The organism is Chryseobacterium contaminans, from assembly GCF_001684955.1.
In the GTDB taxonomy this organism is placed as follows: Bacteria; Bacteroidota; Bacteroidia; order Flavobacteriales; family Weeksellaceae; genus Chryseobacterium; species Chryseobacterium contaminans.
The window spans coordinates 116,202-139,984 of record NZ_MAYF01000001.1 but is presented as its reverse complement, the minus strand read 5'-3'; the positions used below and the strand labels follow the sequence as shown (position 1 = coordinate 139,984).

The window sequence follows — 23,783 nt, the reverse complement described above, 5'->3', positions numbered from 1 at the left end:
ACTAAAAAATTAGAAGTATAAATGGCTTCAAACAAAATACAATTCAGAAGTATTCATGAACTTAAAGATCCAGCTTTAAATAATAAGCTGGCTCAGAAAGAGTTTCAGGAAGAAATTCCGGTAGAAGATTTCCTTGGAGATGCTGAGAAAAACGGATCCAGTACTTCAAGAAGAGATTTCCTTAAATTATTAGGATTCTCTACAGCAGCAGTAACTTTAGCTGCCTGCGAAGCTCCGGTAATCAAAACGATTCCTTATGTGGTAAAACCACATGATATTATTCCGGGAATCCCTAACTATTACGCTTCAACATATTTTGATGGGTTCGACTTTGCTAGTGTTTTAGTAAAAACTCGTGAAGGTAGACCAATCAAGATTGAACCAAACCCGGCTGGTGGTGATTTAGGTAAAACTAACGCAAGAGCTCAGGCAAGTGTACTTTCTCTTTATGATAATGATAAAGTAAAGCAGCCTAAACTAGACGGTAAAGACGAAACTTTTGATAAAGTAGACAGTTTCGTTATTAAAGGTTTGGAAGAAGCTAAAGCGTCAGGCAAAAAGATTGTGGTTTTATCACACTCTTTTGCTTCACCAACTTTCAAAAAACTATTCGCTGAATTCAAAGCTAAATATCCTACAGCTGAATTAGTAACTTTCGATGCTTATCCTTATTCTGCAGGACTAGATGCTGCTCAGGAAGTATTCGGACAAAGAGCATTACCTGTTTATGACCTTAACGGTTCTGAATTGGTAGTTTCTTTCCAGGCTGATTTCTTAGGAGATTATAACGCTTCAAGCTTAGAGTCTTCTTATGCTGCAGCAAGAAAACCAGGTCCAAACATGTTGAGACACATCCAAGTGGAATCTAACATGTCATTAACTGGTGCTAACGCTGACTCAAGATACAGATTAAAGCCAAGTGCTGTAAACAAAACTTTAGTTGAAGTTTATAATGCAATCGTAGGTGGTGGTACTTCTGATAAGACTGCTACTGAAATTGCCAACGAATTGAAAGCAAAAGGAAGCAAAGCTGTTGTTTTCGCTGACGGTTCTAAAGGAGCACAGGTTTTAGCACACTTAATTAACCAAAAATTAGGATCAGTAGCTTTCACAGGTAAAGCGAACTTCCTAAAAGAATTCAACAGTGCAAGATACCAGGAATTCCTAGGATGGATAAATGCAGGACAAGTTGGAGTATTAGTAACCAACAACGTAGATCCTATCTATGCTCATCCAAAAGGAGAAGACTTCAAAAAGTCTTTATCTAAAGTTCCTTACGTAATTGCTGTTGCTGATAAGAAAAATGAAATGTACAAAGCAGCTAAGGCTGTTATTCCAGTTGCTAACTGGTTAGAGTCTTGGGGAGATATCGAACCACAGACCGGAGTATATTCATTAATGCAGCCTACTATCCAGAAGATCTACAAATCAAGACAGATTGAAGAGTCTCTATTGGTTTGGAAGAATGGTAAGAACAATGCTGCCAACAACTATTACGATTATTTAAAGGCAAACTCTGCTTCTCTTTTAGGGGGTATTTCTTTCAACAAAGCTTTATATAACGGTATCAACCCTTCTACTAACTCAACAACATTATCTTATGCAGGTGGAAACGCTGCTCAGGCTGTTGCTGAATTAGGAAACTTTAAAGCTTCTGATTTAGAATTAGTATTATACACTAAGACTTCAATGGGAGATGGTACTCAGGCAAACAACCCTTGGTTACAAGAGTTACCTGACCCTATCACTAGAATGTCTTGGGATAACTACCTGACAATTTCTCCAAAAGATGCAGAAAAGTTCGGTATTGATAACGATCTTAACGCGAGAATGCAGTTAGATGGTTCTATCGTAAACCTTACTGTAAACGGAGTAACAATAAAAGACGTTCCTGTATTCGTACAGCCAGGTCAGGCAGAAGGATCAGTAGGTCTTGCGCTTGGATATGGTAAGAAAAACTCAGGAGCAACTGCTGATACAGGGGTAAATGCATATCCTTTATTTGATGGTTCTAACCTTGTTCTTTCTGGTGTTAAAATCGAGAAAACAGGAGAAGATCACGAATTCGCAGGTATCCAGCTTCAGAATACATTAATGGGTCGTTACGAAATCGCAAAAGAAGTTCCTTTAGCAGATTTCATCAACGTACCTTTCGATGACGAGCATAAAGGATGGAACAAGCCTTTGGAATATCACACGATTAGTGGAGCTCTTCCAGCAAGAAAAATCGACCTTTGGGATGCATTTGATGATACTGACGGTCCTCACTTCAACTTATCTATTGACTTGAATTCTTGTACAGGTTGTGGAGCATGTATCATTGCTTGTCAGGCTGAGAACAACGTTCCTGTAGTAGGTAAAGAAGAAGTAAGAATGTCAAGAGATATGTACTGGTTAAGAATTGACCGTTACTATTCTTCAAGACAAACTGTAGAAGTATACGAAGGATTAAAAGAAGGAATGGCTGTACCAGAATTATACGGTACTGCATTCAACAAAGAAGGAGGTGCATTAAACCACCCTGCTGATAATCCGGATGTAATCTTCCAGCCAGTAATGTGTCAGCACTGTAACCACGCTCCATGTGAAACGGTATGTCCGGTAGCGGCTACTTCACACGGTAAGCAAGGTCAAAACCATATGGCTTACAACAGATGTATCGGTACCAGATATTGTGCAAACAACTGTCCGTACAAAGTAAGACGTTTCAACTGGTTTACTTATAACCTAAACGACAGGTTCGATTACAACATGAACAACGATTTAGGAAGAATGGTACTTAACCCGGATGTAGTTGTAAGAACTAGAGGGGTAATGGAGAAATGTTCAATGTGTATCCAAATGACTCAGAATACTATTCTTGAGGCTAAGAAAGAAGGAAGAAGAGTGAAGGATGGAGAATTCCAGACAGCTTGTTCTAAAGCTTGTTCTACTGGTGCAATGACATTTGGAGACATGAATGATAAAGATTCTTCAATTAGAAAGGTGTATGCCTCTAACAGAAGATATTATTTACTAGAGGAGATCGGAACAAAACCAAACGTGTTCTATCACACTAAAGTAAGAAACAGAGTAGAAAAATAAAGTTTAAATAATAAATAGGTAAAAAATGTCAGGACATTACGAAGCTCCGATAAGGGAACCTCTAATTATTGGTCACAAAACTTATCACGATATCACAGAAGATATTGCACGACCTATCGAAGAAAGAGCAGGTAAATTATGGTGGATTTCATTGTATGCAGCCTTAGTTCTATTCATCTATGGATTCGGATGTATCGCTTATACTATCGGAACAGGTATTGGATCATGGGGGCTTAACAGAACTATTAACTGGGGTTGGGATATTACCAACTTCGTATGGTGGGTAGGTATTGGTCACGCCGGAACCCTAATCTCAGCGGTATTATTATTATTTAGACAGAGATGGAGAATGTCTGTAAACAGATCTGCAGAGGCGATGACGATCTTTGCGGTTGTACAGGCGGCAATCTTCCCGGTAATTCACATGGGTAGAGTTTGGGTCGGATACTGGGTATTCCCATTACCAAACCAATTCGGTTCTCTTTGGGGGAACTTTAACTCTCCTCTACTTTGGGACGTATTTGCGATCTCTACGTATTTCTCAGTATCAACTGTATTCTGGTTCATGGGACTAATCCCTGACTTTGCAATGATCAGAGATAGAGCTAAGACTCCTTGGACTAAAAAGATTTATACATTCCTTGCATTCGGTTGGGGTGGTAAAGCAAAACACTGGCAAAGATTCGAAGAACTTTCTTTGGTTCTTGCAGGATTAGCAACTCCACTTGTATTCTCGGTACACACAACCGTATCTTTTGACTTCGCGACTTCAGTAATTAAAGGATGGCACTCTACGATCTACCCTCCTTACTTCGTTGCTGGTGCGATCTTCTCAGGATTTGCAATGGTACAGACCTTATTGTTAGTTGCTAGAAAAGTGTGTCACTTAGAAGAATATATTACAATGTATCATATCGAAATTATGAACATCGTAATCATCTTAACAGGTGGTATGGTAACAGTAGCTTACGCAACTGAATATTTCATCGGATGGTATTCTGGATCTAGATTTGAAGACTTTACTTATCTTTCTCCAGGTGCTGCAGTAGGTCCTTATTGGTGGGCTTTCTGGTCACTAATCATCTGTAACCTTGTTATTCCGGCTTCGTTCTGGTTCAAGAGACTAAGAACAAACATTATCTGGACTTTCATCGTTGCATTGATTATCAACATCGGTATGTGGTTCGAGCGTTTTGATATCATCGTTATCAACCTTTCTAGAGACTACTTACCAGGATCATGGACAATGTTTAAGCCAACGATCATTGATGTGGGTGTATACTTAGGAACGATCGGATTCTTCTCTGTATTATTCTTATTATACGCAAGAACATTCCCTGTAATTGCACAGGCTGAATTAAAATCGATTTTGAAAATCTCAGGTGAAACTTATAAAGCAAAAGAAGGAGATGAGCACCACTAAAATTGTATACGGACTTTATGCTGACGACGACGATTTAATGAACGGCGTTAAAGCATTCAACGATAAAGGAATCAAAATAAACGAGGTTTATACTCCGTTTCCGGTTCACGGACTAGATAAAGCTTTAGGGTTAAAGAAAACTAGAATTTCTGATGCTGCTTTCATCTATGCTTGTTATGGGGTTACTATCGGTGCTACTTTAACCTGGTACGTAATGAACCACGACTGGCCTCAGAACATCGGTGGTAAACCAGCATTTGACTGGGGACACAACATGCCGGCATTCGTAGTTCCAATGTTCGAATTAATGGTATTCTGTGCCGCTCACATGATGTCTTTAACTTTCTTGGTTAGAAACAAAATGTATCCAGGAGCTCCTGCTCAGAACCCGGATCCAAGAACTACTGATGATAAATTCATGATGGAATTCGTAACTGAAGATGTAGAATCTGTAAAGCAGTTGCTAATTGAAACTGGAGTTGAAGAAATAACTGTTAAAGACGCTTAAAATGAAAAAGAATGTATTAAGAATTACAGCAGTTTTAGGTTTAACAACAGTTTTACTTAACTCTTGCGGACCAAAGGAGAACACTCCGTTGGTATACTTCCCGGACATGTATTTTCCGGTAGCTTATGATCCATTGATGAAGGCTCAGGATGCGTATTCAGATCATGAAAATGAAATTCCTGCTTTTGTTAAAAATAATGGTGCAACAGGTCTTTCTCCAGTAGAAGGATCAGTTGCTCAAAATAAAGATGGAGTTTTTGAAGAAAGCTTATTACCAAAAAATGTTGACGAGTACAACGCTGGTTATGATGCTTCTAAAAAACTGACAACTTCTCCTCTGAACCCAGCTAATGCAGCTAAGGATCTTGAAAGAGGAAAAGTATTGTTCGACCACACTTGTGCTGCATGTCACGGAACAGGAGGTGATGGACAAGGACCAATCGTACAATCTGGTGCATTTTCTGGAGTTCCAAACTATGCTGACAGAGAGCTTACAGTAGGATCTGTTCATTATGTATTAACAAACGGTAGAAACGCGATGGGATCTTATGCTGGACAGCTAAACCCTGGTGATAGATGGAGAGTGGCAATGTATGTGATGAGTGCCTTCAAAAAAGGCGCAGCAGCTCCGGCAGCCGCAGCACCAGCAACTGAAACGACTACCGAAACTAAAAAATAAGAAAAGAAATGTATAGTTTTTCACCAAAATTAAAATCAACTTCTATAATACTTCTTGTTGTAGGTTTAGTTCTGTTTGGTATTGGTTTCTTTATGAACAAAGGACTTTCTACTGAGAAAATAGAACATATGATGGAAGCTGTTCATGCTTCTGGTCATACTGCTCCTACACACTCGAGTGAAATGGTAGGACCTCAGGATCACGCTGCTCACCTTGAGCATGCTACAATGCAGGTTCACAACCAGCCTTTAGCATCATTACATTTTGTAGCTGTATTTTTCTTTGGAGTAAGCTGCTGTGTATTGTTCTTCTATTGTATTCAGCATGCTGGACACGCAGGATGGCCAATCATCATTACAAGAGTAATGGAAGCTATTGCTTCTTATATTCCTTACGGTGGTGCAATCCTTATCATCTTAATGATCCTGAACATTACTCATAACGGGCACTTATTCCACTGGATGGATCCTGAATTGACAAACCCAGAATCTGCTCATTTTGATGTGATCTTATTCGAAAAGAAAAAGTTTTTAAATATTCCTTTCTATGCAGTTAGAACTTTAATCTATGTGATTGGTGCTTCTTTCTTCGCTTGGAAATTAAAAGCTCAATCTAAGAAAGTAGACGAAACGAAGTCTAAAGTAGAGTATCAAATGCTTTACAGATGGTCTGTAGGTTACATTGCATTCTTCGGATTTGCTTCTGCAGCTTGGGCTTGGGACTGGTTGATGTCTATTGACCCTCACTGGTATTCTACAATGTATATCTGGTATTCAATGGTTAGCTGCCTATCAAGTGGTATCGCTGTAATCATTTTATTAAGTGTTTATCTTAAGAAAAATGGTTTCTTACCACAGTTCAATGACAACCACTTACACGATTTAGGAGTTTTCCTTTTCGCGACAAGTATGCTTTGGACATATACATGGTTTGCTCAGTTCATGCTTTATTGGTATGCAAACGTACCGGAAGAGGTTAACTACTTCTTCGGAAGATTCCAGCACTACTCTCCTACTTTCTTACCGATGTTGATCATCAACTTCTTATTACCACTATTGGTATTAGTAAGCAGCAGCATCAAGAGAAACTACAAAGTAGTTACTACAATGGCTGTAGTGGTTATATTAGGACACATCCTAGACTACTTCAACATGGTAATGCCGGGAACAGTAGGACCATTCTGGAACACTCCTGAAGTATTCCTATTAGTATTAGGAGCGATCCTATTCGTAGTTGGATTATTTATGTTCACTGTACTTTCAGCATTAAGCAAGCTTAAACTGATCCCTACAGGAAACCCATTCTTACACGAATCTGAAATTTATGAATATCCTTTCTAAGGATTTCTAATAAAACTTTAAAAGGCTGATTGTTTGTACAATCAGCCTTTTTTTATGCTTAAAATAGGTATATGAACTCCTTGAAAAACAAAACAAAAAATAAAATCCTCTATTAATAAAGGTTTTAGTAAATTTGCAACAAACCAAATAAAAATGAAAAAGTTTTCTTTTCTACTTGTTTTCAGTCTTTTGCTTTTTACAGCATGTAAGAAAGATCATGTAGATGCTACGAATACTAAAACGCTGCAATCAAGTATCAACGATATGACTTCCAGCCTACCTACCATTAAACAGATTAAGTTTAATGAAGCTCTTTATATTCTTAAAACATTTGGCGTAGAAGCTGACGGGGATGTGAATGAGCTAAAAGCTCTGGGACAACTGATTAATGGGAAAAAAGTTCCCGAAATCATGGCCTTAGCTGACGAAGTTGCACAGAAAAATGGAATTGAATGGGCAAGTACTGCTCCCCCTTCATTAGGTGAAATGAATATCTTCGGTGACGATAAAGCCAAAGAGAGCGATCCTAATGATGTAAAAGCAGGAGCATTAACTCTTGTCACAAGACCAACTGGTGATGATGGGAATGGTGCTCCAACAGCAATCCAGATTGTACCAAGATTAGTAGATGCAGCTGGAAATCCAGTATCATTTACCGGTGCAGGTTTGGAAGCTACCTTAGAAGTTTTCAGTAATGGAGTAAGACTTTCTACGGCTAAAAACCTGATGCAGGATAACAACTTTAAAGGATTCAACCTTAAGTTCTCCTCTATTCCGGCTTCAAAAGTGGTGGATAACAAAATTGATATCACTGTTTCTGTGAAAACAACGGCAAAAACATTCAAAATGTCTAAAATCGGATTGGATGTAAATGCAGCAGCATTGAAAGTTACTGCCGTTCCAAAAACAGATACAACTGCAGTACCACAACAGCCAAGTGCAGTAGTAGATCCAAATAATCCGGCTACAGCTACACCACCTGCTGCTACAGAACCTGGTACAGCAACTCCGGCGGCACCAGCAGCTCCAAAACAACCAGCTGCAGATCCCAAAAATACAGTAAGCAAGTTCCTTAGCAGTGTAAGCTCTCAGAACTTAAAAGCAGCTTATGATGCATCCAATAACCCAAGCTGGGGAAGCTATGAGTCTTTCTCCAATCCTAATTCCGGTTTTGGAGCGGTAAAAAATGTAAGCGTTAAAAATATTACAACAACTGCAACCAATGCAAACGGAGCCAGCGTAAACGCTACTTATGATGTAACGGATAAAAACGGAAAAACTACTTCATTAAAAGTAACTTTCGGACTTAAAAATGTAAACGGAGACTGGAAAATTTCCAGCTATAAAATCAACCCATAAATGGCTTCAGCAGAATTAATCAAAAGACTAGAAGATACAATTGAAAATATTCCGGACTTTCCTATTCCAGGGATTCAGTTTAAGGATATTTCACCTATTTTTTTAGATCCGAAACTTTATGAAGATGTTATTGCAGACCTTGCTGCTAAAAGTAAAGGGAAAGTAGATGCGGTATGCGGAATAGAAAGCCGTGGTTATCTTTTTGGAATTGCGATTGCTGTAGCACTGGAAGTTCCTTTTATCCTGATTAGAAAGGCAGGAAAACTTCCACCGCCTGTTATTTCAGAAAAATATGATCTGGAGTATGGCAGTGCCACTATCGAAACCCGGGAAGGACAGATAAAGCCAGGACAAAGGGTTTTAATCCATGATGATCTTTTAGCAACTGGTGGAACAACGGAAGCCGCTGCTAAATTGGTAGAAAAACAAGGGGCAACCGTTTCTCAATTTAGTTTCCTGATTGGTTTAAAGGGGTTGAATGGAGATGAAAAACTGAAAAAGTTTGGTGCAGAAGTCTACCATATTTTAGAATATTAATCTATATCAATAAGAATTTAATGCTTCGTAAACTATGTTTTCGAGGCATTTTTCTTAGTAACAGTTGATAATTCATAACATTTACAGAATAATGCTTTAAAAGTATTTTGTAAATCTCTAAGAAACAATTAAATTTGCAATTCAATTTTTAAAAACTTATGGCAAAATTGGGAAAGAATGCTCAGAATGAGCAAGAAGGTAAAGAAACAGTTGAGTTCTTCAAAGATCTTGACAGAGAAGCCTTAAACACTGAGAGATTTCTTGAAAAATATTCAAAACCACTAGGGATTGTATTTGGAGTTTTAGTGTTAGGAGTTTTAGGATTCTTCGGATATAAGCAATTTGTGGTTGCTCCTAAAAATGCTGAAGCAGTAAAAAGTTTCTTAGCTGCTCAGAAAAACCTTACTGAAAATAAAGATAAAGAAGCTTTAGGAGGAAAATCTGCTGCAAACCCTGGTTTCATTGGTACAGCAAACGAATATTCAGGAACAAGCATCGGTCAGCTATCTGCTTACAACGCTGGTTTATTGAAATTCAAAGAAGGAAAATTCCAGGAAGCTTACGATCTTTTAGATAAATTCTCTTCTGATAACAAAACGCTGATGGCAATGAAATACGGAGCTATGGCTGATGCAAAATCAGGATTGAACAAAAATGATGAAGCATTATCATTATTAGATAAAGCAGCTACTGCTTCTGACGATCCATATACTACTTATTTCTTCACAAGAAAAGCAGGTATCGTAGCATTAGGATTAAAGAAAAATGCAGATGCTAAAAAATACTTCTCTCTGATTGACGAGAAATATCAGGATTACGACAACGGAATGTCTGATTCTTACATTGAAATGACTAAATATTATTAAAAAATGGCAACAGTTAATCTTTCCGATTACAAGCCACTTCATATAACTAATGCCGAAGATTTTTCTATCGGCATTGTTTTTTCTGAGTGGAATGATTTTGTAACGTACAATCTTCGTGATGCAGCTTTGGAAATCCTTGAGAAAGAAGGAGTAAAACCAGAAAACATTAAACTTTTCCCGGTTCCCGGAGCTTTTGAATTAAGTTATGCAAGTATGCAGCTTTGTAAAGAAAGAAAATATGATGCTGTGATCTCTATCGGATGCGTAATCCGTGGAGAAACCCCTCACTTCGAATATGTTTGTTCTGCTGTAGCACAGGGAATCAAGGACTGTAATATCATGACAGACACTCCTACCATCTTCTGTGTTCTTACAGATGATACTAAAGAGCAGTCTATCGCAAGAAGCGGCGGAGATCTTGGAAACAAAGGTGTTGAAGCTGCTGTAACGGCTTTAAGAATGATTGATTTCAAAAAGAAATTATCTGATAAAAAAGGAAACATCGGTTTTGGGCATTCTTAACCGTTTACATTCTTTAACAATATTATAGGGACTATTTTTAATAGTCCTTTTTTATTGGAAGATTCGGAAATAACGACCAAATCATTAAACATGCGTTTAAATAATTTCTTATAATTCTTAAAATCTTATTAATAAATATCAGGTTTTGCTTTTTTTCATCCAAAAGTTATATACAACAACTATCTTTGCGAAAATCGTAGACCATAAATCCATGTTTCTAAAAAAAATAAAACCTTTCCTATATTTAGGAATTTTTTATCTGATTATTTCCTTAATGATAAGGACGATATTCTTTTTCCACCCTATCACTACAGCCAGTTTTGGATTTTTTGAGATCATTAAAGTACTGTTTGTAGGTCTTATCAACGATATTTTTGTTTTTATTCTTGCCAGTTCCATCCTTGCACTCTACTTTTTATTCCTCTCCAATTCAAAATATAAAAAGCCCTACGGGTATATTATTTTTGGAGCATTGGTTGCATTTTTCCTGTACATCTGGCTTATTCCAAACAATATTTTCAAACAATACGGAGGTTCTGTAACGGAAATAGCCCTTTCCTTTGTGGGAATAAAAGCATTCCTGTTTGGTTTGATGCTTTTCCTTCCTACCCAAAGGATAAAGATCCGCAATGTTTTATATTTTATCACCTTATTGTTGTATGTACTGCTTATCATCTTCAATGGAGTAAGTGAATATTTCTTCTATAATGAATTTGGGGTACGCTATAACTTTATTGCAGTAGATTACTTAATCTATACCAATGAGGTCATTGGAAATATCATGGAAAGTTATCCTGTTATTCCTCTGTTTTCTGGTATAATGCTTGTCACATTAGCCATTACATGGTTCATCTATAAAAAGACGAAAGACGAATTACTGGAACTGCCCAACTTCAAACAGAAATTGATCTTACTGGGATCTTTTGCTGTACTTTGTGCCATCAGCTTAATGACCCTTCCATCATTAATGCAGATGAAATCTGACAATGTTTTTGCAGATGAAATTGAAGCCAACGGACTTCCTAAATTCTACTGGGCATTCACTCATAATGAACTTGATTATTTCCAGTTTTATTCTCAGCTAGACCAAAAGCAGGCAGAGAAGAATTTCTTAAGCCAATATCCACAGCATACTTTAGCAAGAAATATTATCGCTGAACAGCCAGAAGTAAAGAAAAATGTAGTATTGATCTCTATTGAGAGTCTTTCCGCAGATTTCCTTGAACATTATGGAAATACTCAAAAAATCACTCCATTCCTGGATAGCCTTGCCGATAAATCCCTAATGTTTACCAACCTTTATGCCACAGGAAACAGAACTGTGCGCGGGCTGGAAGCTTTAACCCTTTGTATTCCTCCTACGGCTGGAGAAAGTATCATCAAAAGAAATGATAATAAAAACAAATTCACTACAGGAAATGTATTCAAATCAAAAGGATATGATGTGAAATTCCTATATGGCGGATACAGCTATTTTGATAATATGCAGGACTTTTTTGGTGGAAACGGCTATGATATTGTAGACAGGAATAACTTTAAACCGGAAGAAATTACTTTTGCCAATGTTTGGGGTGTTGCAGATGAAGATATGGCCAGAAAAGCCATTCAGGTAATGAATGCTGAAGCCAAATCAGGAAAACCATTCTTTAATCACTGGATGACAGTTTCCAACCACAGACCTTTCACCTATCCTGATGGAAGAATTGATATCCCGGGAACTTCAAAATCCCGTGAAGGAGGTGTAAAATATACAGACTACTCTCTAAAGCTGTTTTTTGATATGGCGAAAAAACAGGAATGGTATAAAAATACAGTCTTTGTTATTATTGCAGACCACTGTGCATCCAGCGCCGGAAAAACAGAACTTCCAATGGATAAGTACAGAATCCCTGCGATGATCTTCTCAGAAGGATTTATCCAGCCACAGAAGTTTGATGCATTGATGTCTCAGATTGATGTGATGCCTACTCTTTTCGGATTGCTGAATTTCAGCTATCAATCTAAATTCCTGGGTCAGGATGTTTTCAAGCCGGAATTCCAGCCTAAAGCTTATATTGCTACTTACCAGGATCTTGGTTTTGTAAAAAACAACCGTTTAACCATCATTTCTCCGGTTAAGAAAGCAAAACAATATTCTCTTGAACTGGAGAAAAGTGATCTTGCACCTGAATTTAAGCTGTATTATGATGAAAAGCTCTTGAAAGATAAAGATCAGAAACTCGTAGATGATGCCATTTCAGCTTACCAATCAACATCTTATTGGTTGAAAACCAAACAACTTAACCGCTAAGACAGGTTATTTTATAAAACTAATTTTCAATAGATATTTTATTTATATTTAAAAGAAGAAAACATTAACCAAAACCAACAATTCGGGAATAACATTAAAATTCGTTTTTCTACTGAATTGATACTTTAAAATATGAAATATTTATTTCAGCATAAGAGGATGTTTTTCATCCTCTTATTTTTATTTTCAGGAGTAAAAGCACAGAAGCTTACCGTTATCAATAACACTGGTAAGCCTATCATCATAAAGAATGGTAAAAAGGATATCACACTCAATAACAGGGATAAAAAAGAGTTTACCGAAACTAATACCATAACCATTAATATTCCCAATGAGCTTATTCAAAATATGGCTCTATTTCTTGAGCCAACGGAAAAGTTAAATCTCTCTATAGAAAAGGATAATAAATTTGTTTACACCGGGGATCAGGCCGAACGTCATGAATATCTTACCCAACAATTAGCTATTGAGACTTTTGGAAAAATAAATACTTACGAACAAATTGGTCAGAAGAAGAATATCAGCGAGCTAAAAAATACCTCGGAATTACTTCTTGTAGATATTTTAAAGAAAATCAAATTATCTAACATTACTGTTTCGCCGGAAGATAAAATATCCATCAAACGATTAAAAAATTATATCAAATATAATTGGCTTTATACCCTGTTTACTACAATAGATCATCATGATAAAAACTTCAAAAAAGAAGTTCTTAATTACTACTATAAAAAATATATAGAAACAGATATTCCCAAATTCAGCTGTACAGCATCTTTACATTATAAGGTTATTGAGATTTTAGCAAAAAATAGATCTCTATTATCGATGGAGCTTCCCACTTATCCCATTGTTGAACATACTGATGATGATGCAATTAACCAGTATCTTCCTCAAAACTGCCAAAAACAATATTTTTGGCAGAAGTACAATTACCTGGAACATATCAACGGCCATAATAAAGAGTACTATAAAAAAGTTCTCAGAGAAAAGTTCAATGAGGAATAGAAAAATTGATTCGGAGATATAATCAACTCAATAAAAATCTTTCAATCTCAACATTTTAATTATTATAAACTTAAATTTTATAAATTTACGACACAAAAAAAGATATTTTTATGAGATGGACAGACGACAGAGGCGGAAACGTTGATGATCGCCGTGGCTCCGGAGGCGGAGGAGGCGGTATGATTGTAGGCGGCGGACTCGGAACTTTAATTATAGCAGCTATTGTTTTCTTTTTGGGAGGCGATCCTTCCGGGATTTTAAATTCTGGCAGCATACAGCCTTCAGGAAATACAGGAGAAAGAAGAGAGCTTACTGCACAAGAAAAACAGATTGGCGAAATGGTTGATATGATGTCAGGATGGAATACCTTAACCTGGAGTCAGATCTTTAAAGAAAATGGTATGACTTTTTCTGAACCCAGAATTGTACTCTTTGAAAACACCACCAGCTCCGGATGCGGTACAGCACAGTCTGCTATGGGACCTTTTTACTGCCCGGCTGATCAGAAAATCTATATGGACATGGAGTTTTTCGGTGAGCTTCAACAAAGATTCGGAGCCAAAGTAACTGAATTTACAGTAGCCTATGTTCTCGCCCACGAAATGGGGCATCACGTACAAACTCTTCTGGGAACAACTCAAAAGGTAGATGCTCTGAGAAGAAGCGGAAGATATTCAGAGGCTGAAATGAACAGAGTATCTGTAGCTACAGAATTACAGGCCGACTTCTATGCCGGTGTATGGGCAAAACGTACCGATGATTCTAAAAAAATTCTGGAACCGGGAGATATTCAATCCGCTATAGAAGCTGCTGAAGCCGTTGGAGATGATAATATCCAAAGAAGAGGACAAGGATATGTAAATCAGGAAAGCTTTACACACGGATCATCAGAACAGCGCAAAGAATGGTTTATGAAAGGATACAACACTGGAGATATCAGACAAGGTGATACTTTCAACCAGCTTTTAAAATAAAAATAGACTTACATTATATAAAAATCGCCAGTGAAAATTTTCACTGGCGATTTTTATTTTCTTGCTATTGAATAAAGCTTACTTTATTTCTTCTATCCTATTGATTTAAACCTAACAGGTTTTGGAAACCTGTTAGGTTTAGTGAGAATACATTTCTTATTGTAACTCAATCGGATTGCTGTTCTTTTTAGCTTCTTCCTTCACTCTTTCTTCCATTCGTTTTCTCATATCAGCAGGATCCTGATTTCCTCCTCCCGGACCTCTTCCGCCACCTATTCGCATCGTAGTGGCCATACCACCACCTGATCCTTGATTCATAAATGACATCGGGTCTGTTTTAAACTTTTGCTGTTGCTTTACAAAATCACTTCTTTTTACTTTTAAAGTATTTCCGAACTGATTTAAAGCGGGAAGTTCTGCAATTTTATAATTCTTCATCAGATCGAAAGAATAATCCCCTTTATCATCTTCCACTTTTACAATCAGTCCTGGAAGCCCACCAAACTTATAAGGGCCGTCCTGATAAGGAAGATCTGTGGTAAACCATGCTGTCCATTTTCTTCCGGCAAAATCTGTTTCTGCCTTCTGAACCTTGTAATCACCTATTTTTCTTGTTTCAGAAGAAATTTTCCAATTTAAAGGTCTGTCTTCCTCATACAAATAAATATCCCTTCCTATTCTGTCTTTAAAATAAGTTTTCTGACTGGTTTTATCTTTCTCTACCGAATAATTGATATTGGATCTAAGACCTTCCATTTGATCCCTGCTGATACTTCCTCTTCCGCCACCGCTCTGAAAGGCTTTCTGCATGATAGAGTCCCTTTTTATTCTGTTTTCAGAATAAAAAACCGATTTGTCCTGAGAAATATCAAGATAAGCATTTTCGGTTTTAATATCTGCTTTATTTTCAGCGTCCGGCTTCATGGTTACCTGATATACAAACCGGTTAGTTTGTGCAGAAACCTGCTGTATAAACAGCGCCAGAGCAATAATGCCTATTCTTTTCATATTCAAGTCAATTTATGTTTTGGATTTCAAAAGATTACCAAGGTTAAACTCATCAATGATAAAAATTGATAAAATAAAAATGCTGATTTTTATATCCTGATTTTTGTTCGTATTTTTGCGTCATTAAATCATTCTAAATAAATACAATGATAAAAGTATCAGACCATGCAAAGGAGAAAGCCATCCAGTTGATGACGGAAGATGGTTTTAACCCTGCTGAAGATTATATAAGAGTTGGGGTAAAAAGTGGCGGATGCTCTGGTTTAGAGTATGTTTTAAAGTTTGACAACCAAAAAACAGAAACAGATCAGATTTTTGAAGATAATAACATTAAAATTATTATAGATAAAAAATCCATCCTTTATTTAGCAGGAACCACTCTTGAATATTCAGGAGGATTGAACGGAAAAGGGTTTGTTTTTAACAACCCGAACGCATCCAGAACATGTGGATGTGGAGAATCATTTAGTCTTTAGAGAAAAGACATAAGATCCTAGACTTCAAAAATATGATGTCTAAATCTGAAATCTAAAAAATTATAATGAGTAAATATACTGAAGACGATTTAAGAGTCGATCTAGAAAATAAAAAATACGAATTCGGTTGGGAAACCAAAATTGATTATGAAGATTTCCCGATTGGTTTAAATGAGGATATCATCCGTGCCATCTCTGCTAAAAAAGAGGAACCGGAATGGATGACTGAATGGCGTTTGGAATCTTTCAAAATCTGGCAGAAAATGGTAGAGCCTACTTGGGCGAATATCAAATATGAAAAACCGGATTTTCAAGCGATCCGTTACTACGCTGCTCCAAAAGTTAAGCCTGAATTGGCCAGCCTTGATGAAGTAGATCCGGAGTTATTGAAAACTTTCGAAAAGCTAGGGATTAACATTGAGGAGCAAAAAAGACTTTCAGGAGTTGCAGTAGACATTGTAATGGACTCAGTTTCTGTGAAAACCACATTCCAGGATACATTGGCAGAAAAAGGAATTATTTTCTGTTCTATTTCTGAGGCTATTAAAAACCATCCTGATTTAGTAAGAAAATATCTTGGAAAAGTAGTTCCTAGAGGAGATAACTTCTATGCAGCATTAAACTCCGCAGTATTCTCTGACGGAAGTTTCTGCTATATTCCTAAAGGAGTAAAATGTCCGATGGAACTGTCCACTTACTTCCGTATCAACCAGGCAGGAACAGGACAGTTTGAAAGAACTCTTGTGATTGCAGATGAAGGAAGTTATGTTTCTTACCTTGAAGGATGTACAGCACCGTCAAGAGATGAGAACCAGCTTCACGCTGCGGTAGTGGAACTGATCGCATTAGACAACGCTGAAATTAAATATTCAACGGTACAAAACTGGTACCCTGGTAATGAAGAAGGAAAAGGTGGGGTATTCAACTTTGTAACGAAAAGAGGACTTTGCGAAAGAAATGCAAAAATCTCATGGACTCAGGTTGAAACAGGTTCTGCTGTAACATGGAAATATCCATCTTGTATTCTGAAAGGTGATAACTCTATTGGTGAGTTCTACTCTATCGCGGTAACCAACAATCACCAATATGCAGATACAGGAACAAAAATGATCCACATTGGAAAAAATACCAAATCAACGATTATTTCTAAAGGTATTTCTGCAGGAAAATCTCAGAACTCATACAGAGGACTGGTAAAAGTGATGCCTTCTGCAAAAGGAGCAAGAAACTTCTCTCAATGTGATTCTTTATTGATGGGTAATGAATGTGGTGCACATACTTTCCCTTACATTGAAATTAAAGATCCTACTGCACAGCTGGAGCACGAAGCAACCACTTCAAAAATTGGAGAAGATCAGATTTTCTACTGTAACCAAAGAGGTATTGATACGGAAAGAGCAATTGCTTTGATCGTAAACGGTTTCAGTAAAGAAGTTCTTAATAAACTTCCAATGGAATTTGCTATTGAAGCACAGAAGTTACTTGAGATTTCATTAGAAGGATCAGTAGGATAAATAATGATAGCTACAGAAAGATTAATTTTAAGAAAACCTACAAAAGAAGATTTTGAAAAATTCTTCGAAATTAATCATGACCCTGAAACCAATATTCATAACCCAAGCGGCCCTATGAGTTTTCAAAAAGCAGAAGGTACATTTACCAAAATGCTTGAACATTGGGAAACGTATCATTTCGGAAGCTGGGCAATTGCAGAAAAGGAAAGCCCTGAAAATGTAATAGGTTTTGGCGGACTGAGCTATAAACTCTACGGAGAAGAAGAAAAATTGAATTTAGGCTATCGTTTTGCTTCCCAGGCATGGGGGAAAGGATATGCCACAGAATTCACAAAGAAAGCTATAGAATTGGGGGTTAATGAAGACAATAAAGAAGAAATATTTGCCATTGTCCGTCCCAGTAATTTAGCTTCTGTTAAAGTTTTAGAAAAGGCAGGTATGATCAAAATCGGAACCCTAAATGACGTTCCCGGTCAACCTGAAAGTTTAGTATATCGAATTCAAAAATAATTTGTTTAAGCAAATAAAATGTTAGAAATTAAAAACCTTCACGCCAAAATTGAAGATGGCGCAGAAATATTAAAAGGGATCAACCTTGAAATAAAACCAGGAGAAGTTCACGCTATCATGGGGCCAAACGGAGCTGGTAAGTCTACCCTTTCTTCTGTAATCGCTGGAAAAGAAGATTACGAAGTGACAGGTGGAGAAATCCTTTTCCAGGGAGAAGACATCATTGAAGATGCTCCTGAAGACAGAGCACACAAAGGAATCTTCCTATCTTTCCAGTATCCAGTGGAAATCCCGGGAGTTTCTGTAACGAACTTCATCAAAGCTGCTTTAAACGAAACAAGAAAAGCAAACGGATTGGAAGAAATGCCGGCAAAAGAAATGCTTGCATTAATCCGTGAAAAATCTGAAAAATTAGGAATCAAAAAAGATTTCCTTTCAAGATCTCTGAACGAAGGTTTCTCAGGAGGTGAAAAGAAAAGAAACGAGATCTTCCAGATGATGATGCTTGACCCGAAATTAGCGATTCTGGATGAAACAGATTCAGGATTAGACATCGATGCACTGAGAATTGTTGCAGACGGTGTAAATGCTTTTAAAAACGAAGGAAACGCAGTTCTTTTGATTACACACTATCAAAGATTGCTTAACTATATTCAACCTGACTTTGTTCACGTTCTTGCTAACGGAAAAATCATCAAAACTGGTGATAAATCTTTAGCATTAGAGCTTGAAGAAAAAGGATACGACTGGCTTTTAAATTAATTTGAAATTTAATTTGAGATTTGAAATTATGGCAACAATAAACAACTTTGAGGATTTAGACATTTGGAAGAAATCCTGAGAATTGTGCCAAAAAATTTATATCTCAGTAATACAAAATTCAAATTGCAGTCAAAATATTAAAAATCAAATCGACCGATCATCGGCTTCTGTCATGGATAATATTGCAGAAGGTTTTGAAAGGGAGGGAAATAAAGAGTTTATTAACTTTCTATCAATGTCAAAAGGTTCATGTGGTGAGGTAAGATCACAATTAATCAGAGCATTTGATAGAAATTTTATTAACGAAAATGAATTTAATGATTTGAAAAAAGATTATGCGGATTTATCAAAAATGATTTCAGGATTTATGAAGTACTTAAAAACTACTGAACATAACGGAAATAAATTTAACCGTCTATAATTTCAAATCTCAAATCTCAAATTTCAAATAAACAATGAGTTTAAAAGAACAAATCATTGAAAACCATAATGAGTTTTTGGAGAGCCTTCGTCACAGATTTCTGGATGACGATAGAAAAGCTGCTCTTCAGAAGTTTGAAAACATTGGTTTTCCGACAAAAAAAGACGAAGAATATAAATATACCAATCTAAAGGAGATCACGGAAAAAAGCTACAACTTCTTCCCGAAAGAAAACCACAACATCACTAAAGAACAATTTGATGAATTGCACCTTGGTGAAGAAAATTTTGATTGGATTGTTTTCGTAAACGGTAAACTTCACAAAGAACTTTCTAAAGTTTCTATTGAAAATGTAGAGTTCCTTTCATTCAATTACGCATTGAATGATGATAAACATAAAGAGGTATTTGAAAAATATTTCAATACCATTGCTTCCAAAGATTCAGCTTTCACAAACTTAAACCTTGCTTACTGCAAATATGGTTTCTTTTTGAAAGTTCCTAAAAACGTAGTGATTGAAAAGCCAATTCATGTTTTCTACATTTCTCAGAATCAGGAAGAAAATACATTCTACAATACAAGAAATTTATTGATCGTAGAAGAAGGAGCTAAAGTTGAAGTTATTGAAAGCCATCACAATTTTGATGACACGTATGTGTTCACCAACTCTGTGACGGAAATCTTCACTTACCCAAATGCAAAAGCAGACTGGCACAAACTTCAGAACGATAACAATACTTCTTACCTTGTAGATAATACCTTTGCAAAACAGGAGAAAGACAGTTTAACGACTGTAAATACATTCTCTTTCGGAGGTAAACTGGTAAGAAACAACCTTGATTTTATTCATAATGGATCCAATATCAATTCATTCATGAACGGAATCACCATTATTGGGAAAGATCAGTTGGTAGATCATCATACAGCAGTTCACCACAACTTCCCGAACTGTGAGAGTTATCAGAACTACAAAGGAATCTTTGATGGCAATGCTCACGGAGTTTTCAACGGAAAAGTTTTTGTTGATAAAATTGCTCAGAAGACCAATGCTTATCAGCAGAACAATAACGTATTGCTAAGTGAAGGCGCTAGTATTGACACAAAACCTCAGTTAGAGATTTTTGCTGATGATGTAAAATGTTCTCACGGATGTACAGTAGGCCAGCTTAATGAAGATGCCCTGTTCTATTTAAGAGCCAGAGGAATCTCTAAGAAAGAAGCTCAGGCTTTGCTTCTATATGCCTTTGCTAATGATGCCATGCAAAACATCGATATTGAGCCTCTAAAAGAGAAAATTTCAAAGCTTTTGGCTGAGAAACTGGAAGTAGATATAGAATTTTAATCGTTAATATATTGATACATAAAAAAGCACTTCAAAAGAAGTGCTTTTTTATTGTTTTATAGCTTGAAATTATTTTTTCAGCCAGCTTTGATTGTCTTTATTTTCTGAACGTTTCTTTCCGTTATCAAAATTATATGCTAAACCAACTCCCAGAGTTTGTTTCAACTGCGTTTTCCATATCTGGTTGTGATCGTATAACAAATCTAAAGTTACATTCGTGGAAATATATTTATTGATTTTCATACTTAAAACCCCGCTATATCCAAGAACTAATCTTTCCGGATGATCCAGATAGTTTGAGAATACAGAAGCCGTATTAAGCAAAGTAATGTTCTCCATAATTTTCAGCTTGTACATCGCAGTTCCCAGGAAACCGAACTGGAAAAGAGAAGAATCCCCATCATTTTTAAGTCCGTAAGTTCCTGCTTTTTGAAGATCTTTATCCAACACAAAAGTCCATCTGGCATTCGCCGGACGTAGGGTAACAGTAAAATTATCATTTGGACGATAAGTAACCCCTGCACCCAGATTCAGATATCCCGGAGCCATAAAGTTTGAAATTTTCTTAGCATCCGGATTATTACCATCCTCGTATCCCGGAGCAAATTGAGTCTGAAGTCCAGCACCAGCAGAGAAATACCAGTTTTTAGCGAATTCTCTACCATAGTTTGTAGAAAGATTGATAACATCCTGGGTTTTTCTTACTCCCGTACCCTGCGTGTTGTTCTGCCCGTAACCAAGAATAATAATATTTTCCCAAAGATCTTTACCTTTCTCATAAGTAAGGTTGTAATTAACACCAGCAAGCCATCCTACGTTGTTGGCTCCACCACCTACCCAGTTTGAAAAGGCGGCCTGGTTAAGCATTAAAGTATTTTGTCCCTGGATAGACCAGGCTTTAACGGTGTCTGTTGCAGGAGCATCAGTTTTTGTTTCCTGCGCCATAGCCATAGCCGCAAAAGAAACAGAAGCGATCAATAAAACTTTTTTCATAATTAACGATTTCCTACAAATGTATAAATAATAATTTACGCCAAGATAAAACTCACCTTAAAATGAATTGATTCAACATGTTTTCACTCCTACAAAACACTGGAAATAAATTATTTAAATATAGATCATCAACTTAGCGAACTTAAAACAACTTAAATACAAAAGTTTCAAAATAAAAAAACACCTCAAAATGAAGTGCTTTATTATTGAAATAATATTACTGATTTATTTTTTGATCCACCACTGACTATCTTTACGGTCCGAACGTTTGACTCCATTATCAAGGGTATAGGCAAAACCAATTCCCAATGTTTGTTTTAGCTGTGTTTTTTCAATCTGATTGTGATCGTACAGTAAATCCAATGAGATATTTGATGAGATATATTTATTGACTTTCAGATTCAGAAGCGCTCCATAAGCAAGCACCAATCGGTCAGGACGATCCAGATAATTTGAAAAGACAGAGGCTGTATTGGTTAAGTGAATATCTTCCATAATCTTAAGCTTATAAACGGCCGTTCCCAGGAAACCAAATTGTAGCAATGAAGTTGCTCCATCAGTTTTTAAACCATAATTTCCGGCAAGCTGAAGTTCTTTATCCAACACAAAAGTCCATCTGGCATTGGTAGGACGTAAAGTTACGGTTAAGTCATCATTCGGCCTGTATGTGATACCCATACCTACGTTCAGATAGCCTGGAGCCATAAAGTTTGAGATTTTTTTCGCTTCCGGATTATTACCATCCTCGTATCCCGGAGCAAACTGGGACTGCAAACCAGCTCCTAAAGAGAAATACCAGCTTTTGGAAAACTTTCGCCCGTAATTGGTAGAAACATTGATAACATCCTGGGTCTTTCTTATTCCCAATCCTTTGGTATCATTCTGCCCATATCCAAGAATAATAATATTTTCCCAAAGGTCATTGTCTTTTTCATAGGTAATATTATAATTGATACCGGCAAGCCACCCTACGTTATTGGCTCCACCTCCTACCCAATTTGAAAAGGCAGCCTGGTTAATCATTAAAGTGTTTTTTCCTAACACCGACCAGTATTTTACTGTGTCTACCACTACGGAATCTTTTTTTAATTCTTCTTGTGCACTTGCATAAATCCCCATGAATATGGAAAGAATCAATAAAAACTTCTTCATTACTCTAAATAATTTTCAATGCAAAAATATTAATATAATTTTTTTCAGAGGTAAAATTTCCCGATAAACAATGTACTTTTTCTGTTTTCAACCTACTGACAACAAAACACTTCAATACAATCAATGCCAAAATAATTGGCTTAAAAATCAAATTTGATACCTTTTGTCTTAAAATCAAGCGGGTAAAAACTGTTTCGTCGACAAATTTTCCGAAATTTACTATTGGCTTTTGATTTGACGTACAATCTCCATGTTTAAAAATGTAATTTCCAAAAGAGCGATTATATACCCTTTGCTGATGCTGTCTGCAATGTGGTTCGGATATTTTTTACAAATGCATGGCTTTTTTGGAAGTTGCTTCGGAGCCATTATTCCTCTTGTTCCGGAAGGACTTTTGGGAATCCTTACGTCTCCTCTTTTACATGGAAATATAGATCATATTATAGGCAACTCTATTCCTATAGCCGCACTCATGTTTCTGTTGTATCAATTCTATCCCTTAGTGGCCAACAAGGTTTTCTTTATCGGATGGATAGCCACGGGACTTTTGGTATGGCTTCTTCCTCCTATAGATATTATGACCGGAGAGTATATGTACACCTGTACCATTGGAGCCAGCGGTGTAGTATATGTACTGGCCTTTTTCCTCTTTTTCAGTGGTGTTTTCAAATGGAATATGAAGCTTCTGACCATTTCTTTGCTTGTTGTTTTATATTACGGAAGTTTAGTGTGGGGTATGCTTCCTGAAGAGCTATTCTACAATATGCAGGAACCCAGCAAAATATCTTGGCAGGCACACCTTTCCGGTGCTATTGTAGGGAGTATTATTGCTTTTGCTTTTAAAAATATAGGTGAGAAAAAGAAAAAATTCATTTGGGAGTATCCCAATTACTATAGTGAAAAGGATGATAAATTATGGCAGGAATATAAAGAAAACCATCCGGAAGACTTTATGGAACTTCCTTACAAAAAAAGAGATGATATTTGGGATCGTTTGGATGAATTAAGAAGAAAATAA

22 protein-coding genes are annotated in these 23,783 nt (G+C 36.7%); 19 read left to right on the top strand and 3 right to left on the bottom strand.

From position 1 onward, the window contains the following. The first annotated feature begins 21 nt into the window (after nt 1-21). The 12 genes from BBH99_RS00635 (at nt 22) to ypfJ (ending at nt 14,587) form a co-directional block, all read left to right on the top strand. The gene (locus BBH99_RS00635) at nt 22-3,084 is read left to right on the top strand and encodes a TAT-variant-translocated molybdopterin oxidoreductase (protein WP_066690581.1); all 3,063 of its coding nucleotides are present in this window, start codon (nt 22-24) and stop codon (nt 3,082-3,084) included. A gap of 25 nt (nt 3,085-3,109) precedes the next feature. After that, nucleotides 3,110-4,507 (top strand): NrfD/PsrC family molybdoenzyme membrane anchor subunit, encoded by a 1,398-nt coding sequence (gene nrfD / locus BBH99_RS00630; RefSeq protein ID WP_066690579.1) that lies wholly within the window; start codon nt 3,110-3,112, stop codon nt 4,505-4,507. Next, nucleotides 4,494-5,015, top strand: coding sequence for a DUF3341 domain-containing protein (locus tag BBH99_RS00625; RefSeq protein WP_047098680.1), 522 nt, complete (start codon nt 4,494-4,496; stop codon nt 5,013-5,015). Before nrfD ends, BBH99_RS00625 begins: the two co-directional genes overlap by 14 nt. A 1-nt stretch (nt 5,016) precedes the next feature. Beyond that, entirely contained in the window at nt 5,017-5,694 is a 678-nt protein-coding gene (locus tag BBH99_RS00620) for a c-type cytochrome (protein WP_066690578.1), read from the top strand. An 8-nt stretch (nt 5,695-5,702) separates the two neighbouring features. After that, nucleotides 5,703-7,034, top strand: a complete 1,332-nt coding sequence (locus tag BBH99_RS00615) for a quinol:cytochrome C oxidoreductase (protein ID WP_066690577.1) — start codon at nt 5,703-5,705, stop codon at nt 7,032-7,034. A gap of 153 nt (nt 7,035-7,187) precedes the next feature. Further along, nucleotides 7,188-8,393 carry an NTF2-like N-terminal transpeptidase gene (locus tag BBH99_RS00610; protein ID WP_066690576.1) on the top strand — a complete coding sequence of 402 codons (1,206 nt, stop codon included), beginning with the start codon at nt 7,188-7,190 and terminating at the stop codon, nt 8,391-8,393. Next, complete coding sequence (locus BBH99_RS00605; protein ID WP_066690573.1) at nt 8,394-8,930, top strand: adenine phosphoribosyltransferase; 537 nt, start codon at nt 8,394-8,396, stop codon at nt 8,928-8,930. Between the two features lie 158 nt (nt 8,931-9,088). Beyond that, complete coding sequence (locus tag BBH99_RS00600) at nt 9,089-9,796, top strand: YfgM family protein (RefSeq protein WP_066690570.1); 708 nt, start codon at nt 9,089-9,091, stop codon at nt 9,794-9,796. A gap of 3 nt (nt 9,797-9,799) precedes the next feature. After that, nucleotides 9,800-10,318: a 6,7-dimethyl-8-ribityllumazine synthase gene (ribH, locus tag BBH99_RS00595; protein WP_066690567.1), complete on the top strand. Its 519-nt coding sequence runs from the start codon at nt 9,800-9,802 to the stop codon at nt 10,316-10,318. Nucleotides 10,319-10,529: 211 nt separating this feature from the next. Next, entirely contained in the window at nt 10,530-12,608 is a 2,079-nt protein-coding gene (locus BBH99_RS00590; RefSeq protein WP_066690565.1) for an LTA synthase family protein, read from the top strand. Nucleotides 12,609-12,740: 132 nt separating this feature from the next. After that, nucleotides 12,741-13,613, top strand: a complete 873-nt coding sequence (locus tag BBH99_RS00585; protein WP_066690563.1) for a hypothetical protein — start codon at nt 12,741-12,743, stop codon at nt 13,611-13,613. Nucleotides 13,614-13,723: 110 nt separating this feature from the next. Further along, nucleotides 13,724-14,587: a KPN_02809 family neutral zinc metallopeptidase gene (gene ypfJ / locus BBH99_RS00580; RefSeq protein WP_066690561.1), complete on the top strand. Its 864-nt coding sequence runs from the start codon at nt 13,724-13,726 to the stop codon at nt 14,585-14,587. Between the two features lie 156 nt (nt 14,588-14,743). Here ypfJ and BBH99_RS00575 read toward each other — a convergent pair whose 3' ends face one another. Continuing rightward, nucleotides 14,744-15,595, bottom strand: a complete 852-nt coding sequence (locus BBH99_RS00575; protein WP_066690558.1) for a GLPGLI family protein — start codon at nt 15,593-15,595, stop codon at nt 14,744-14,746. Nucleotides 15,596-15,741: 146 nt separating this feature from the next. On the opposite strand from BBH99_RS00575, the gene BBH99_RS00570 reads away from it, so the two are divergent. The 6 genes from BBH99_RS00570 to sufD all read left to right on the top strand — a co-directional run bounded on the left by BBH99_RS00570 (nt 15,742) and on the right by sufD (nt 20,620). Further along, a complete protein-coding gene (locus tag BBH99_RS00570; protein ID WP_066690556.1) occupies nt 15,742-16,071 on the top strand; it encodes a HesB/IscA family protein in 330 nt (109 codons plus the stop codon). Nucleotides 16,072-16,136: 65 nt separating this feature from the next. After that, nucleotides 16,137-17,585 (top strand): Fe-S cluster assembly protein SufB, encoded by a 1,449-nt coding sequence (sufB, locus tag BBH99_RS00565; protein ID WP_066690553.1) that lies wholly within the window; start codon nt 16,137-16,139, stop codon nt 17,583-17,585. 3 nt (nt 17,586-17,588) lie between these two features. After that, nucleotides 17,589-18,095: a GNAT family N-acetyltransferase gene (locus tag BBH99_RS00560; protein ID WP_066690550.1), complete on the top strand. Its 507-nt coding sequence runs from the start codon at nt 17,589-17,591 to the stop codon at nt 18,093-18,095. Between the two features lie 18 nt (nt 18,096-18,113). After that, nucleotides 18,114-18,857 (top strand): Fe-S cluster assembly ATPase SufC, encoded by a 744-nt coding sequence (sufC, locus tag BBH99_RS00555; protein ID WP_066690547.1) that lies wholly within the window; start codon nt 18,114-18,116, stop codon nt 18,855-18,857. 82 nt (nt 18,858-18,939) lie between these two features. Next, nucleotides 18,940-19,278 carry a four helix bundle protein gene (locus tag BBH99_RS00550; protein ID WP_228390712.1) on the top strand — a complete coding sequence of 113 codons (339 nt, stop codon included), beginning with the start codon at nt 18,940-18,942 and terminating at the stop codon, nt 19,276-19,278. Nucleotides 19,279-19,312: 34 nt separating this feature from the next. After that, the gene (sufD, locus tag BBH99_RS00545; protein WP_066690544.1) at nt 19,313-20,620 is read left to right on the top strand and encodes a Fe-S cluster assembly protein SufD; all 1,308 of its coding nucleotides are present in this window, start codon (nt 19,313-19,315) and stop codon (nt 20,618-20,620) included. 69 nt (nt 20,621-20,689) lie between these two features. On the opposite strand, the gene BBH99_RS00540 is transcribed toward sufD, so the two are convergent. Together BBH99_RS00540 and BBH99_RS00535 are read right to left on the bottom strand one after the other, a co-directional pair. Further along, a complete protein-coding gene (locus BBH99_RS00540) occupies nt 20,690-21,613 on the bottom strand; it encodes a DUF3078 domain-containing protein (RefSeq protein WP_066690542.1) in 924 nt (307 codons plus the stop codon). 225 nt (nt 21,614-21,838) lie between these two features. Next, the gene (locus BBH99_RS00535) at nt 21,839-22,765 is read right to left on the bottom strand and encodes a DUF3078 domain-containing protein (RefSeq protein WP_066690540.1); all 927 of its coding nucleotides are present in this window, start codon (nt 22,763-22,765) and stop codon (nt 21,839-21,841) included. A gap of 250 nt (nt 22,766-23,015) precedes the next feature. Between BBH99_RS00535 and BBH99_RS00530 the strand changes: the two genes are divergently transcribed. Next, on the top strand, nt 23,016-23,783 hold the full coding sequence (locus BBH99_RS00530; RefSeq protein WP_066690530.1) for a rhomboid family intramembrane serine protease: 768 nt from the start codon (nt 23,016-23,018) through the stop codon (nt 23,781-23,783).

Bases quoted from the DNA above. Each gene is read 5' to 3' on its own strand.
- sufD (WP_066690544.1), top strand. From the start codon at position 19,313: ATGAGTTTAAAAGAACAAATCATTGAAAACCATAATGAGTTTTTGGAG.
- ribH (WP_066690567.1), top strand. From the start codon at position 9,800: ATGGCAACAGTTAATCTTTCCGATTACAAGCCACTTCATATAACTAAT.
- BBH99_RS00625 (WP_047098680.1), top strand. From the start codon at position 4,494: ATGAGCACCACTAAAATTGTATACGGACTTTATGCTGACGACGACGAT.
- BBH99_RS00540 (WP_066690542.1), bottom strand. From the start codon at position 21,613: ATGAAAAAAGTTTTATTGATCGCTTCTGTTTCTTTTGCGGCTATGGCT.
- BBH99_RS00600 (WP_066690570.1), top strand. From the start codon at position 9,089: ATGGCAAAATTGGGAAAGAATGCTCAGAATGAGCAAGAAGGTAAAGAA.
- BBH99_RS00635 (WP_066690581.1), top strand. From the start codon at position 22: ATGGCTTCAAACAAAATACAATTCAGAAGTATTCATGAACTTAAAGAT.
- BBH99_RS00530 (WP_066690530.1), top strand. From the start codon at position 23,016: ATGTTTAAAAATGTAATTTCCAAAAGAGCGATTATATACCCTTTGCTG.
- ypfJ (WP_066690561.1), top strand. From the start codon at position 13,724: ATGAGATGGACAGACGACAGAGGCGGAAACGTTGATGATCGCCGTGGC.
- BBH99_RS00605 (WP_066690573.1), top strand. From the start codon at position 8,394: ATGGCTTCAGCAGAATTAATCAAAAGACTAGAAGATACAATTGAAAAT.
- BBH99_RS00610 (WP_066690576.1), top strand. From the start codon at position 7,188: ATGAAAAAGTTTTCTTTTCTACTTGTTTTCAGTCTTTTGCTTTTTACA.
- sufC (WP_066690547.1), top strand. From the start codon at position 18,114: ATGTTAGAAATTAAAAACCTTCACGCCAAAATTGAAGATGGCGCAGAA.
- BBH99_RS00585 (WP_066690563.1), top strand. From the start codon at position 12,741: ATGAAATATTTATTTCAGCATAAGAGGATGTTTTTCATCCTCTTATTT.
- sufB (WP_066690553.1), top strand. From the start codon at position 16,137: ATGAGTAAATATACTGAAGACGATTTAAGAGTCGATCTAGAAAATAAA.
- BBH99_RS00615 (WP_066690577.1), top strand. From the start codon at position 5,703: ATGTATAGTTTTTCACCAAAATTAAAATCAACTTCTATAATACTTCTT.
- BBH99_RS00560 (WP_066690550.1), top strand. From the start codon at position 17,589: ATGATAGCTACAGAAAGATTAATTTTAAGAAAACCTACAAAAGAAGAT.
- BBH99_RS00570 (WP_066690556.1), top strand. From the start codon at position 15,742: ATGATAAAAGTATCAGACCATGCAAAGGAGAAAGCCATCCAGTTGATG.
- nrfD (WP_066690579.1), top strand. From the start codon at position 3,110: ATGTCAGGACATTACGAAGCTCCGATAAGGGAACCTCTAATTATTGGT.
- BBH99_RS00575 (WP_066690558.1), bottom strand. From the start codon at position 15,595: ATGAAAAGAATAGGCATTATTGCTCTGGCGCTGTTTATACAGCAGGTT.
- BBH99_RS00620 (WP_066690578.1), top strand. From the start codon at position 5,017: ATGAAAAAGAATGTATTAAGAATTACAGCAGTTTTAGGTTTAACAACA.
- BBH99_RS00535 (WP_066690540.1), bottom strand. From the start codon at position 22,765: ATGAAGAAGTTTTTATTGATTCTTTCCATATTCATGGGGATTTATGCA.
- BBH99_RS00590 (WP_066690565.1), top strand. From the start codon at position 10,530: ATGTTTCTAAAAAAAATAAAACCTTTCCTATATTTAGGAATTTTTTAT.